The sequence below is a fragment of the Paenibacillus sp. KN14-4R genome (assembly GCF_052180255.1).
GTDB lineage: Bacteria > Bacillota > Bacilli > Paenibacillales > NBRC-103111 > Paenibacillus_AM.
Genome location: NZ_CP197466.1, coordinates 507793 through 520663 on the forward strand (window position 1 = coordinate 507793; position 12871 = coordinate 520663).

At 40.7% G+C, this 12871-nt stretch carries 14 protein-coding genes and 1 pseudogene; 11 read left to right on the top strand and 4 right to left on the bottom strand.

The features are described 5' to 3' along the window. Window positions 1-13 precede the first annotated feature (13 nt). The 11 genes and pseudogenes from ACSBOP_RS02495 to ACSBOP_RS02545 all read left to right on the top strand — a co-directional run bounded on the left by ACSBOP_RS02495 (window position 14) and on the right by ACSBOP_RS02545 (window position 9543). Window positions 14-1348 (top strand): ABC transporter substrate-binding protein, encoded by a 1335-nt coding sequence (locus ACSBOP_RS02495; protein WP_442602920.1) that lies wholly within the window; start codon window positions 14-16, stop codon window positions 1346-1348. A gap of 25 nt (window positions 1349-1373) precedes the next feature. Then, the gene (locus ACSBOP_RS02500) at window positions 1374-3521 is read left to right on the top strand and encodes a hypothetical protein (protein WP_442602921.1); all 2148 of its coding nucleotides are present in this window, start codon (window positions 1374-1376) and stop codon (window positions 3519-3521) included. 59 nt (window positions 3522-3580) lie between these two features. Then, a pseudogene (locus ACSBOP_RS02505) lies at window positions 3581-3748 on the top strand (IS5/IS1182 family transposase); the annotation flags it as partial. 596 nt (window positions 3749-4344) lie between these two features. Beyond that, window positions 4345-4776: a hypothetical protein gene (locus ACSBOP_RS02510; protein ID WP_442602922.1), complete on the top strand. Its 432-nt coding sequence runs from the start codon at window positions 4345-4347 to the stop codon at window positions 4774-4776. Window positions 4777-4844: 68 nt separating this feature from the next. Next, window positions 4845-5549 carry a hypothetical protein gene (locus tag ACSBOP_RS02515; RefSeq protein ID WP_442602923.1) on the top strand — a complete coding sequence of 235 codons (705 nt, stop codon included), beginning with the start codon at window positions 4845-4847 and terminating at the stop codon, window positions 5547-5549. Between the two features lie 161 nt (window positions 5550-5710). After that, window positions 5711-5860: a hypothetical protein gene (locus ACSBOP_RS02520; protein WP_442602924.1), complete on the top strand. Its 150-nt coding sequence runs from the start codon at window positions 5711-5713 to the stop codon at window positions 5858-5860. Window positions 5861-5958: 98 nt separating this feature from the next. Further along, window positions 5959-6399: a hypothetical protein gene (locus ACSBOP_RS02525; protein WP_442602925.1), complete on the top strand. Its 441-nt coding sequence runs from the start codon at window positions 5959-5961 to the stop codon at window positions 6397-6399. A 1015-nt stretch (window positions 6400-7414) separates the two neighbouring features. Next, the gene (locus tag ACSBOP_RS02530) at window positions 7415-7810 is read left to right on the top strand and encodes a DoxX family protein (protein ID WP_442602926.1); all 396 of its coding nucleotides are present in this window, start codon (window positions 7415-7417) and stop codon (window positions 7808-7810) included. A gap of 213 nt (window positions 7811-8023) precedes the next feature. Next, window positions 8024-8722, top strand: a complete 699-nt coding sequence (locus ACSBOP_RS02535; protein WP_442602927.1) for a pirin family protein — start codon at window positions 8024-8026, stop codon at window positions 8720-8722. A 97-nt stretch (window positions 8723-8819) separates the two neighbouring features. Next, the gene (locus ACSBOP_RS02540) at window positions 8820-9095 is read left to right on the top strand and encodes a HesB/YadR/YfhF family protein (protein ID WP_442602928.1); all 276 of its coding nucleotides are present in this window, start codon (window positions 8820-8822) and stop codon (window positions 9093-9095) included. 124 nt (window positions 9096-9219) lie between these two features. Beyond that, the gene (locus tag ACSBOP_RS02545) at window positions 9220-9543 is read left to right on the top strand and encodes a hypothetical protein (protein ID WP_442602929.1); all 324 of its coding nucleotides are present in this window, start codon (window positions 9220-9222) and stop codon (window positions 9541-9543) included. 75 nt (window positions 9544-9618) lie between these two features. Here ACSBOP_RS02545 and ACSBOP_RS02550 read toward each other — a convergent pair whose 3' ends face one another. From ACSBOP_RS02550 to ACSBOP_RS02565, 4 genes are all read right to left on the bottom strand, one after another. Beyond that, window positions 9619-10314, bottom strand: a complete 696-nt coding sequence (locus ACSBOP_RS02550; protein ID WP_442602930.1) for a nicotinamide mononucleotide transporter — start codon at window positions 10312-10314, stop codon at window positions 9619-9621. Between the two features lie 4 nt (window positions 10315-10318). Next, on the bottom strand, window positions 10319-11044 hold the full coding sequence (locus tag ACSBOP_RS02555) for a nucleoside phosphorylase (protein WP_442602931.1): 726 nt from the start codon (window positions 11042-11044) through the stop codon (window positions 10319-10321). Then, on the bottom strand, window positions 11041-11700 hold the full coding sequence (locus ACSBOP_RS02560; RefSeq protein ID WP_442602932.1) for a Crp/Fnr family transcriptional regulator: 660 nt from the start codon (window positions 11698-11700) through the stop codon (window positions 11041-11043). Before ACSBOP_RS02560 ends, ACSBOP_RS02555 begins: the two co-directional genes overlap by 4 nt. Window positions 11701-11970: 270 nt before the next feature. Further along, window positions 11971-12798: an AraC family transcriptional regulator gene (locus ACSBOP_RS02565; protein ID WP_442602933.1), complete on the bottom strand. Its 828-nt coding sequence runs from the start codon at window positions 12796-12798 to the stop codon at window positions 11971-11973. Between the last annotated feature and the right edge of the window lie 73 nt (window positions 12799-12871).

Sequence of the window (12871 nt, forward strand, 5' to 3'; positions counted from 1 at the left end):
AGGGTGATCTAAAGTGAGGAAAATAATCGCAATTCTCATACTTACAGCCATGATGGTCTTGACTGCATGTACAGGCGGGGGTAAACCATCCGCAGACGGTTCATTATCCAAAGAGACCAAAACCGTCACTATTGCAGTGATGCACGCAGACCCATTATTAAAACAAGCAGCAGCTAAATTCCAAGAACTTCATCCTAACATTCATATCGAAATCAAAGAGCATATGGCAACAAGTGCGTCCGAGGGTAACGCAATGAGTGCGGCGAATTCGCAGGCAGATATGGAGAAGTTCATTCAGACGGTAACGACACAGGCGATATCGGGTAAAGCTTCCGACATCATTGCGATGCAGGATTTGCCGCAAGACAAATTCGTCGATAAAAAAATGCTAGTCAACCTTAATGATCTCATGAAGAAAGATGCTTCTTTTGACAGCAATAAGTATTACACGAACATCTTGAAGTTTTCGCAAAATGGAGATGGGCTTTATGCAATGCCATTCAACTTTACACTTGAGGCCATTTCAGGTAATACAGAGCTGTTGAACAAAGCGAACATCACGATTAAGGACGATTCTTGGACTTGGGAACAGTTCCGCGATATTGCGAAGAAGTTGAGGGAGCATACAGGAAATGATCATTTTGCCTTCGTTAATGTGTTCCCGAATCAATTAATCGCCGAATATGTGGCAGATAATTACGCAGAACTCGTGAAGCAAGGAAAGGGGAACTTCGATTCTGATGTCTTCCGCGATATGATGCGCCAAATTAAATCCTTGTATGAGGAAGGCGTGCTCCAAGCAGAGTTTACGTATGACTACAGTAAGGCGTTATTTGCCAAGTCAGGTCTTTACGATCCAGAGCAAGCGTTGACGACTCTACTGACTCCGAATAACCAGTTGTATCTGAAACCAACAGCAAATGGAAAATCCAAAGGTGGCTTGTTCCAGACTTATTTGACTTTAGGGATCAACAGCAAGTCGAACGTTCAAGAAGAAGCATGGGCATTCATGAAGTTTCTACTATCCGATGAGATGCAATCTTCTCCGGATATGAAAGGTCTACCCTTATCTAAAAAAGTGCTTGAGAAGCAATTGGGAGATATGAAAGAGCAGATCATGAGCGGAAAGTTGGAACTGCCAAAGGGTAAACCAGATAAGAAGCAAGTAGAGGAACAAATCCTGGCCGTGGGAAAGCTTATTGCATCTGCAGGTATTAAACGTACAGGAGACTTTAAAGTCGAGTCCATCGTGATGGAGGAGTTTGAAGCTTACATGAACGGACAGAAATCGGCTGAAGATGTAAGCAAGATCATCCAAAATAGAGTAAATACGTACCTCGGAGAATAATGGATAGAGAAAGAGAGGGTGTAGTATGAAAAAGAGAATCGGCCTCCAAATAACCCACCTTGCATTAACGACGACACTCGTATTTACTTTGGCAGTACCATCTGCTTGGGCGTCATCGGAAGGCTCAGCACCTAATCTGATCACGGAGGTTGCTTCCTTGGCTGGACAAGATTCAGTTTCCTTTGTTTTGAAAAATATTCGGCTGCTGCCGCAAAAAGGTAACAGTACCGTTGCTTTCACCGTAACCGTTAAAAATGATAGCAGTGGATCTATTGTACTAAGTGATTACATGGCTCGGCTCAAAGATGCCTCTGGTAAGACCTATCTTACTCGAATTGCCCCACAGGATAAGACCAAGCGGAGACTAGCTGCGAACGCTACGCAGGACATTACCTACTATGCGCAGGCAGATGGCAAAGTGAATCTGAATGGCCTATCTGTAGAGATCATCAAATGGGACTTCAGTAAGCCCAAATACGAAGCAAGCCAAGGAGCCCTGACTGTTCCTGAGAATTTCACAGGTGTAGCAGCAGATGGAGGAAGTGAGGCCGTCTTCATTGGCGACACAATGATTCAGATGTCTGTCTCGAAATTCCATATGGTGAAAAGCGGTGAGAGTTACATCTCGAACCTATTCATAGATTTGGATAACAGGGGTCATGCAGCTGTTATACCACCGGAATATCAGTTCTTTATCCGTACTAAAGATGGCTCGACCTATCCGATTTCAAGAAGAGATGAGCTGCAGAGTATTAATCCGAATACTACAGTCAAGTGGCGTTTAGCAGGTTTGATCCCGGCATCTGTAAGCCTAGAAGGCTGGCAGCTGCTTGTAGCCGAACATTCAGAGGCAGCCAAGCTTAATGTGCCTATTGCGGCATTCGAACTAGCCGGTGTTGAGCAAAGTGCCGAGGGTACAGATAAGCAGCTTATGTTTTGTACGAACTCAGGGATGTACAAGGGTGAGCAGGGCAGTATGTACCGCGTGCCATGGGAGGATCAAGATGTTATCACGACGAATGTGACAATCTACAATGACGACAAGAATCATTCCCTTCCCGTGCCGAAACTTGAGGCTTATTATGTGCTTGATGGCAAAGCAAAAGTGAAAGTCAATGTCATTCAAACTTCACGTACGCTTGAAATCGCACCAGAGGGCAGTGAGACGTTACAAGTTGTAGGGAAAATACCGATTGATCAACAATTCAAGACGATTAAACTTGTGCTGCAAGAAAAAGCATCCAGTGCTGTGGATGCGAAGTCTGTTGATGTTCTGGCATTCTCAGACCGATCCGGGCTGCCACGAATCCCATTCTATCGTGCAGGCGATATCTATAAGACGACTAAAAATGGACTCAGCGTACGTCATGCCAGTTATGTTGTGAATGCTGTGAATCGCTATATGGGGACACATAGTGAAATATTTGCTGCGCAGGTCGAAGTAGAGAACTTAGAGAAACGTCCTACGAACCTTTCACAAATTGTGGCTTACCTCCGAACAGAAGAAGGCGAAGTATTCCCAACACAAGTGTCTGTTGCGAAGGGGAAGGTAGGTCCGAGAGGTAAAGCGATACTCGAAATTTGGAGCGAGATTCCACTTGGTTACATAACATCTTCCTTGCATCTCGTCCTAGGTGATGCCGTAACAGGCGATAAATTAACCGAGGGAGAGGCCGTAGCAGATAGCTACATCAATCCTGTTGGTATGTGGCTGCCAGATGAGAAAACGGCGGTAGCCAAGGACATCAAGCAAGTGGATATTTATCCGTACACGATAAAATTCAACAATCTGGATACGGGCAGTAAAGTGCACGACTTCTCCTTCAAGCTTGACTACGAAATTGCGAAAAGCAAGCTTGCGCAAGTAAGTACTGAAGGTCATAATCTCGTTATCTCCATCGAAGATGAAAGTAGGTTCAACTTCTTCGAGAAGTCATATAATGTGAATGAATTCGATTCACCCGCGAGTAGTGGCAAAGACGGCGGTAGCGTCATGAAGGTGGGTAAAGGCCAACTTTCCTTTACTATTCCGAATACGAGTACCTTCATGAACGAAGATACCTATAAGTCAGGTACAATTAAAATCTACGATGAATTCCAAGGCAAGCGTAAGCTCTTGGCTACGCAGAAAATTACCTTGTTCTCGATTATTGAGAAAAAGGGTAATAACTGAGTAACCCTCATATACAAGGTGCAGTCACTCAAAACTTTTGAGAAGATTGCACCTTTTTTCTGTATAATTTGATCATTCCTAAAGACAACATGTTACGTCAAATAAATGAACGGGTTGACTTCTCCTTTGTGTACGAAGAACTGAAAGAGCGTTACTGCTTGGACAATGGGAGAAATGTAATCGACCCGATTCGGAAGTTTAATTATTTGCTGTTGAAGGGCATCTTTTGAGCGTGGCATTGATGCCTTGTTCTCCATCGTACCGGGTGTAACAACTCTTGAAGAAGCCCTAAAGGATGCAGAAGCGAATATGATTCGAACAGCTCGTAGCGATGTGTGTGAAGCTGGGGAAGGGGATAAAGTAAGCTCGTCTAAGTTATGTACGATGATCTCTCCGCGACAACGTTCCACAATGGCGCGAGAAATTGCAAGAAGTTCTTCTTTAAGTTTCGCAAGTGGTGTTACGATTCGATTCGTAATGAGCATACGGATGCTCCTCACTACGTGTCAGGTTGACGGTTATTCAAATGGTCATATGTTACTACACATGAAGATAGAAAGTCCACTGCATCGCGCACTGACGCATTGTTTATTGGAGATCTGGATAAGAAATCAATGGATAAATTATCATTATTTACATGAGATGGTGGTATTATTGACTATGGAGATAATCTAGCCATAACTTTTATGAAACACCATGATATTAAGATGGTTACTGCATGGGATGGTAATTTAGGGTATTGGAATATATTAGGAGATTACACCCCTTGGAAATCGTTCGATCAAGAACAATTTTATATAAATCCATATACAGGGAGGTAGTGATGATAAAACGTTTTCTAGTAATTTTAGTAACATTAATAATTGTTGGTATGATGTTTTTGGGTTATTTCATCTGGTACAAGCCTTTATTTACAGCCAAAGAGATTAAGATAATAGAAATTACGCGATTACAGACAACTAAAAAGGTAGCCTCTGGAGGCTGGTGGACTTTTCAAAATGATAGTGTTTACGAAAATTATAATAGGAACAACGGTTATGGTATAACCCTACCCAAAGTAGATTTTTCCAAGAAAAACTTAATCTGCTCGGCAGGGCGTGAAATTGAAAAATTAACATACAGCGTAGGAAGTAGTAGAGAACTTGGCTATAAGGATGTTTACCTTGGAAAAGTTATCTACAAAACGGAATATAATCCTCATATTATTTATGTTTACGAAATAGATAAATTCCCAATAGTTAGTGATAATGCGTAACAAGCAAAGCCACCGTGTGACTAACCATCGTAGTTTTATTTTTCCTTTCAGGAAAAAGGGGGATTCATTTGAAAAGTGTTGTTTATTTCGGCCTTGCTTTGGTTATTTTTTCAATATATCCAATATATTTTATAACGCAAGAAATGTTGATCGATGCAAACATATCATCAAAATTCAAAATTGAGGTTATGTCTGTTGATATGAAGAACTCCAAAAATTCGGAACGCCAATGGTTAATAGCCTCAACTCAATTTAAACAGCATAATATTGAGTTTCTGGCAGAAGACATAGAGTCTGGACCTCCGACAGTAAAGAATGAGAGTAGGCTAGTTAATATAACTATAAAAGTTGATAAAACAGTGGAGTCAACTCCTGTAAGACAGGAGCTCTTTTTATATAAAAATGATTCACATTTTAAATATTGGAATTATACGTTCAGAGTCAAAAATACTGATGATAATCATGAGGAGATAGCGATCGTTCAAAACTTAACTCAAGGTAAAATAGTTGAAAAGCAAAAATGGAGAGTTATACACATTAATGAAAATGGGCAAATGAATGAAGAAGTATTTTCTTACCTTGATAGAGGAGAACATTTGTTAGGTGTGAAATTATTACAGCGATCCCAACAACCGGTTGGATTTAAATCTGATATCTTAATGTACTATCCCAGCATCATCTTTCCTAACATTTATCCTTTGGTGACCTTTATACTTGGGATTTTAATTATTATAGTTAGTGGGATTTTCTTACTAATTAATCGTAAATTCTAAATTCCGTTGCGATTATTTATAAAAGTGACAGCTCTTAATACACATTGCACAGAAACCTTGTTACTAATGAAAACCAATGAACTGTTTGACGCTTACTTTGATACAGATCCAAGATCCATTAAATTAATTGGAAAAATGGAACTGTAGGATATACAGGTAAAATGCTAGATGCGAAAACCGGCTTAATAGATTACGCTGCAAGATGGTATAGTGCAAGTAATGGTAGATTTACTACGCAAGATACGTTCAAGGGAAAGGTCATTGTTGTTCCTTCCGCATCAGGTGTTAAGACTGCTTATCCTATTCCATAAGATTTCATTAACCATGAAAGGGTTGAATCAAAATTTTCAGGATGGAGCTAATCTTAGAAGGGTCATTGGAAAAGGGAATAACCGAAGAGGATCTGTTAATGTATGAATTGGAATTAGATGATGTAGTGGCGATAATAATTAGTATATGTGAGGTTTTTGAATCGTCAGAAATTGTATCATTTTTTGTTTCCGGTTTTGGGCAAGAGAAATGGCCTGTTGATTGTAGAACTGATTTAGCGACAATCATTGAACAAATCCCGAACGTTCTAGAAAAAATAAGAAAAGGTAAATATTCTTTCCAATTGGATTTCTATGAACAAGGCATTGAACGACAGCTTTTGTTTGAAGAAGATAGTAGCTTGGTAAAAGTAACCTGTGTTAGTCGAACAAACTGGATACCCAATCCAAGTACTATCCATATGGAAAGAGACGAAGTTTTAACAATGTTTGAGAGTTTATACAAGAATTTTTTAGAGTATAGCCAAGTTCTCTGCATTGATTTAACCAAGAATCCTTTAATGGCTGATTGGAAAAAATAATATACTTTGACCGTGAGGGTAAAAAATCCTCAAGGTCTTTCTTTACCCCCACACAGTGCCGATTGAAGCTACCATTGTAAAAATGACACACATAACCCTTGCAATGCCGCTATAAAGTTTTCTTCAATTTGGTTATACGCACATCAATGCTTGAATTTTATACCCTAAATAACGCTTTAGCGTTACAGTTACAGGTTAATTATGGTCAGATACCACCATGATTAACCTGTTTTTTGTTATCTTCGTTTTCTTGTCGTTTTTTCAAAATCTATTGTAATTGTAGGATACCTTACTACGATATAGACGGTGGGAAGGAAATCAAACCCAAAAGTATAATCGCGACAAATCGGGAAATTCATGTGTTAAAGGCTAGCCACCTTGCCCTCTAATATAGCCCGAAATTCATTAAAAAATTTCGGTTTGGCACCAATTTCTCCACCAGATTTCACCCATTGCACACCGGAAAACTGTCGATTTTTCACTTTCTTCAGTTCTTCTTTAAGTTTCGCAAGTAGTGTTACGATTCGATTCGTAAGGAACATGCTGAGTAGGAATGCGATGACATCCCCATGGATAAGATGAGCATGCCGATGCTCCTAACCACTTGTCAGGTCGTCGGTGGTTGGGAAGGTTTGAGCTTCATTTAGGCAGAGAGTGATCATCGTCCTGGAGAGCGAAGCGCTCGCCTTTGAAAACATGTTCCAACCCTAGGCATCCTTCTATTCAAAAAGGGAACATGTTTTCAACAGCGATGGAAGGACGATGATCACTCTCCACCCAAGAAAACTTTTCAAAATTAGTTGTTGACGAAAAGTAAGTGATGGTGTATATTTAGTTTAAATTAAAGAATCTTGAATTAAAGATAAATATTCAAGCACAATGTACACGAATGACCGGAAGGCGCCAAGGTCATTTCGAAGCAGAGTAGAAGAGGCATTTAATCACTTTCGATCACATATCTTAATTTAAAGATAGTTAGTTGGAATCATACAAATTTTGAGGAGGAATTTATATCATGTTAGACACAGGTTTATTGATTATTCGTTTGGTTGTTGGTTTACTATTTGTAGGGCACGGTGCACAGAAGCTATTCGGCTGGTTTGGCGGATATGGACCGAAGGGAACAGGCGGTTGGATGGAATCCGTCGGCATTAAGCCAGGGGTAATGATGGCTGTTCTTGCAGGTCTCATGGAACTGCTCGGTGGATTGTTCTTCGCTGCTGGTTTGTTCACATGGGTTGCCGCGGCATTGATCGTTCTTGCCATGTTGGGCGCAATTGTTAAAGTACACATGAAGAATGGATTATGGGTAACAGCAAATGGGTATGAATATAACTTAGTGCTCGTTGCGGTTGCAGTTGGTGTTGCATTGACCGGAGCAGGCGCATATTCCATCGACGCACTGCTATAAGATAAATAATTTGTTACACATATAGAGCGTGTTTAAAAAGTCAAACGGAGGAGAAAAGAAGCAACTGAAGGAACGAAGTGTTCGCCTTTGAAATCGTGAAAATACCATATAATCTAATCAAATTTCACGATTTCAACAGCGACCGGAAGTGCTTCTTTTCCCCGCAGTGATCAGACTTTTGAACACGCTCATATAGAATGGGGGATTCCAACAATGATTCAATTATTTCCAGCTACATCACGATACACAGCCGACCATGGCTGGCTAAAAAGCAACTTCAGTTTTTCTTTTGCCGATTATTACGATCCTGATAATATGAGCTTTGGTGTTATGCGTGTACTCAATGATGATGTCGTACAGCCGCATCACGGGTTTGGAAAGCACTCACACCGTGAGATGGAGATCGTATCCATCGTTCTTCGCGGTCACCTCAAGCACGAGGATAGCACAGGTCAGTCGGCGGTAACGACATATGGTCAAGTACAGCGGATGTCCGCGGGCACGGGTGTCATGCACTCGGAGATGAACGGGGGCGATGACGAAGTCCATTTCTTACAATTATGGTTCATGCCAGAACGTAATTGTCTAGAGCCATCTTATGAGACAACGGATTTTGACCTATCCCGAATGAAAAATAATCTGCTGCCTGTCGTATCCAAGCAATCTGGTCCGAATGTTGCACATATTCATCAAGATTTAACGATTTATATGGGTGAGCTTGAAGCAGGTCAAACCATCGATTTTGTACAAAAAGAAAACCGACGTACCTTCGTATTTGTAACAGAAGGCTCTATCACCATCAACGACACGTCCGTACTTGGCAAGCGCGACTCCGCCCGTATAACAGAGGAAACCCTACTGAAGTTACAGTCTTCTTCTGGTGCTGTATTCATGCTGATCGATCTACCGTAAGGAAACATATTGGATTTCTAACAAAAAAACGCCATAATAGGACTATGGCGTTTTTTATTTTGCCTTCTGAATAAAGATAGAAAAGAGGTGTTTCGTGGTGAATCTTACGGTGACCAAAGATGCAGTTGCATGCTTTAAGGATGTCTGGGGATATCAATCAGGTGAACACGTTCGGATTTTTGTACGTTACAGTGGAGGCGGGGAGGATGCTTTTGCATTCGGCATTTCCAGACATAACCCGATCCGCATGGCAATTTCCCACGTTGAAGGCGAGATCACATTTTTCATGGAAGAAAATGATGTGTGGTTCCTGAATGATAAGAATCTGACAGTCGATTGTCAGAACGAAGAAATCAAGTTTGTGCTTACTTAAACTTGCTTTGTTGATAAGAGACTTGCACCGATGTGCAGGTCTTTTTTGATTGCGTAATTATACATATCTAGTGATCTACTAACATACATAAATAAGGATGAATCATAATCAAAGAGGTGATCAAGTGGACGACAGATTTGATCAGCAGGATATTAATACGAATAAATACATTGCGCTTGTGGGGTATATTCTCTTCTTCATTCCTTTGCTTGTTGCAAAAGACTCCCGGTATGCGACTTATCACGCAAATCAGGGGTTGATTCTGCTCATTTGCACAGTTGGGGTGAACTTCATACTTACCCTAATCCCGTTTTTCGGGTGGATGCTAGTACCATTGCATGGAATGTGTATGCTTATATTGTTCATCATCGGTGTTATGAATGCTGTGAGTGGAAAAGCAGTTCCGCTTCCTGTGATCGGTAATTTCACGATTATTCAACATCGTTAAGATTACTCGTTTTCTCGGTGACAAAACCAAGGAACGCAAACATTTTGCCACCGACTTCAACAAAGTGTACAGGCTCTACTCTTCACCGTATCCGAACCATAGGATAGCTGCCTTAATGGAATTCAGTTGATACATAATGGTCATGGATAAGTAAATCATTGCCGTTGGGCTGTTGCCTTGAACAATAATATAAATCTGCAAAGCTAAGTTAATAAAGTTAGCAAGAATCCAACCGATCCAAGAAATAGCTTTTCCTTCTACCATCAAATATTGGGAAATAACTTGGACTAAGAAAACCAAAACGTTAAGCACGATGACCCACATGGGTGCATCACCTGGCAGAATCGTACCGCCATAGAAGTAGAGAACAACAGAACCAACCAAAGCAATGATGACTGAAATATATAAATTGGATTTCGTGACTTTCGTGACTTCAATTTCTTTTCCCATCGTAAAGAAGCCTTTTAAGTACAGAGCAGCGCAATAGATACCTACGAAAACATTCCCTAACAAGCCAAATTTATAGTTATTAAACGTATCGAATAGAGCTCCAACTACACCCAAACCACTGGCAGTTTTCCCATATTGATTAGCGAAGAGCAACACGATCACCATACCTAGAATACCGCCAATAAAAGAGGTGACGAGAAGGAGATCAAGGGTTCCGCTATAACTGTAATAAGTACTAGCAATGACCAAAGTGATCCCAATAATGAGCCATAAAGTGTCCCACGTTTTGCTTTTTAAAACTTTATAAATTCCTTGTTTCATGCGCCTATTCCTCCTCAGTTAGAACTGCTAATGCCAATTTAATAGACTGCAATTCTCCAATTTTCATTTGCGTTTCTCCTGAAACTAATTCATTGACTCCATATGCCAGAGATTCCATATAAGGCACTACGTTATTGAGAATCGATAAGGTTTGAAGTCCTCTTAAACCGCCAACAACATAGAGGGTACTTGTTTCCATATCTGCGCCTAAAACTTGTTTATGCGACCAGAAATCTTCTACTTCCTTGTTGTTGTCCATATAAAAACCGTCATGGCTTCTTGCGATTCCAGACTTCACTGGAATTTCAGTTTGCTTTATTGCTCGCATCAGAAGCTCACTTGATGGAATCGCCGGGAAAAACTTTGGAACGTATTTTTCAGTTAAGCCTTCATCACGAACAGCGCCCGTTACGACCATAATTTCACCAACCTTGAAGCTACGGTCCATCGCACCACAGCTTCCTGCACGAATCACTGTTTCGACACCAATCGCTTTTAGCTCCTCCAAAGCAATGGCCATTGAAGGTGCTCCAATACCTGTTGACAGGACTAAAATCTTTTGTCCCTTAAAGGTACCGATCGCAGATTTGAACTCTCGATTGTACGTAATATCTTTTGGATTTTCCAAAACCGATTTCACAATATCTACTCGGGCTGGATCCCCTACCACAATCGCTTTTTTAACAGCCAACGATCCATCCAACTGAATATGGGGTTGCTTTTCCATCATTTCCACTCCTTTGAACCCAGCTCAATCAATAATTTAGGGTTCCGTATTTTGATAACGCCATTATCCATTTCAATCAACTCTAAATCCTTCATCTCTTTTAAAACGCGATCGACACTGCGTGGAGTAGAACTAATCTTTTTTAATAGCGTCTTTCTTTCTATATAATCGTTCTTGCTTAAAGAACTTAACACCGCAACAACTTGGCGTTTCGTGGAAAACAAACTATACGACTCGATTCTTTTGCTTAATTGATAAATTTGTTCACATAATGATTCTGTCAAATTTCTGGCAAAGCCTCGGTCTAATTCCATCCATTCCATAAAAGAATCTCGAGACAATTTTAATAACACCACATCACTTAAAGACTGCACAGAAGAGCTAAAAGGAATTTCCCGAAGGAGCTCATGCTCACCAATAAAATTTCCTGGTCCATAGATGTCCAACGTTATCTTTCGACCCGAATCACTTAAAATAAAAATGTCTATTTTCCCTTGAACAACGATGTAGAGTTCAGAATATATGGTTCCTTGCTCAAGATTAAACCTTCCTCTTGCGTACTCTTTAACTTGAAATTTTTTAAGAACCGAATAGGGGCAGTGTTTTAGCAGCTCTGCAATTTCTGGAGAACTTTCTATAATCTCAATCAGTCTGTTCACACATCTCTTCCTTTCTTCAGTAGTGGCAAAGTATGGACCCAGATATTGATTTTCGAATTCGTTTTATTTTTCACTAACATTGTATCAAAGAGGACATGTGAATTAAACGACAATTATCTTCATTACGAAGTAAAATGAAATCGTTTTCATATTTTCAGGTAGACAAATGTCTATATGTCGTGATTCCTCGTAATACATTCACCCTGTTCGTCTACCGAAGGGATCATGCTGCCAAGCTGCAGTCACGATCCCTTTTTTCTATTTTCCCCCTTACAACTCCGTCCCGCTATATGCAATCCGATACTCCCTTGGGGACATGTGGTACCGTGCACGGAACACCCGATGAAAGTAACTGTAATTCGCAAATCCTGCGCTCTCTGCAATGTCCTCCAGCAGCATATTTGTTAGCAGCATGCGCTCGCGTGCCATACTGAGGCGTACATCCAGCGCATACTGTCCAATACTCTGTCCGAACACTTCTTTAAAAAGATGAACTGCGCGGGACACGCTAATGTCGAGGTGCTGTGCAACATCTTCAAGCTTAAAAGAAGTTATTGCATGTTCTTCAATATAGTTTTTGATCCGGTAAGCGAGAAACGCGTTCCCTTTATTAGATGGCTGTTCCGAGAGAATACGGTCGATGTTGAGTCCTAATATTTTGAGCAAATACTGACTGATTTCATGGCTTGTATCCCACAGACGGCGCTGCTCCATCGTCATTTGACGAAAGATGGTGAGGATGCCCTCATTCAGAGGAACTTTAATCTTATGTGGGCGATGCTTTTGGTTCCACCATTCATCCATCCAAGCTCCCTTCGCAAAAATATAGTAATCCCCGCTCATAATACGCTTATCACCCGTGGCTTGCAGTTCTTGATCAATGATGAGTTCATAGGGATCGTTAGGCTTAAACAACATCATATCTCCTGGTTCGATGAGCGTTAGTTCGTTATGAATAAGGGCTCTACTGAAACCTTCGGTCTGAATACGGATTAAATAGTTCTTGAGTCGTTCAATGGTATGGAAAGGTCTAGAGTGATACGCATACCCAACATGCAGAACTTCGCATTCTTCACTTCCCAACTGTGTCAATGCCATAAGAACCTCCTGAAAAAAGATAGTAGCCAGATTGTGCATGTTTTTATTCGTTTCGTCATTTTATTATACTTGT

What these genes read in the sequence shown, in the direction of transcription:
- ACSBOP_RS02530 (WP_442602926.1), top strand. Translation starts at nt 7,415, where the DNA reads ATGTTAGACACAGGTTTATTGATTATTCGTTTGGTTGTTGGTTTACTA.
- ACSBOP_RS02565 (WP_442602933.1), bottom strand. Translation starts at nt 12,798, where the DNA reads ATGGCATTGACACAGTTGGGAAGTGAAGAATGCGAAGTTCTGCATGTT.
- ACSBOP_RS02510 (WP_442602922.1), top strand. Translation starts at nt 4,345, where the DNA reads ATGATAAAACGTTTTCTAGTAATTTTAGTAACATTAATAATTGTTGGT.
- ACSBOP_RS02525 (WP_442602925.1), top strand. Translation starts at nt 5,959, where the DNA reads ATGTATGAATTGGAATTAGATGATGTAGTGGCGATAATAATTAGTATA.
- ACSBOP_RS02500 (WP_442602921.1), top strand. Translation starts at nt 1,374, where the DNA reads ATGAAAAAGAGAATCGGCCTCCAAATAACCCACCTTGCATTAACGACG.
- ACSBOP_RS02550 (WP_442602930.1), bottom strand. Translation starts at nt 10,314, where the DNA reads ATGAAACAAGGAATTTATAAAGTTTTAAAAAGCAAAACGTGGGACACT.
- ACSBOP_RS02535 (WP_442602927.1), top strand. Translation starts at nt 8,024, where the DNA reads ATGATTCAATTATTTCCAGCTACATCACGATACACAGCCGACCATGGC.
- ACSBOP_RS02520 (WP_442602924.1), top strand. Translation starts at nt 5,711, where the DNA reads ATGCTAGATGCGAAAACCGGCTTAATAGATTACGCTGCAAGATGGTAT.
- ACSBOP_RS02555 (WP_442602931.1), bottom strand. Translation starts at nt 11,044, where the DNA reads ATGATGGAAAAGCAACCCCATATTCAGTTGGATGGATCGTTGGCTGTT.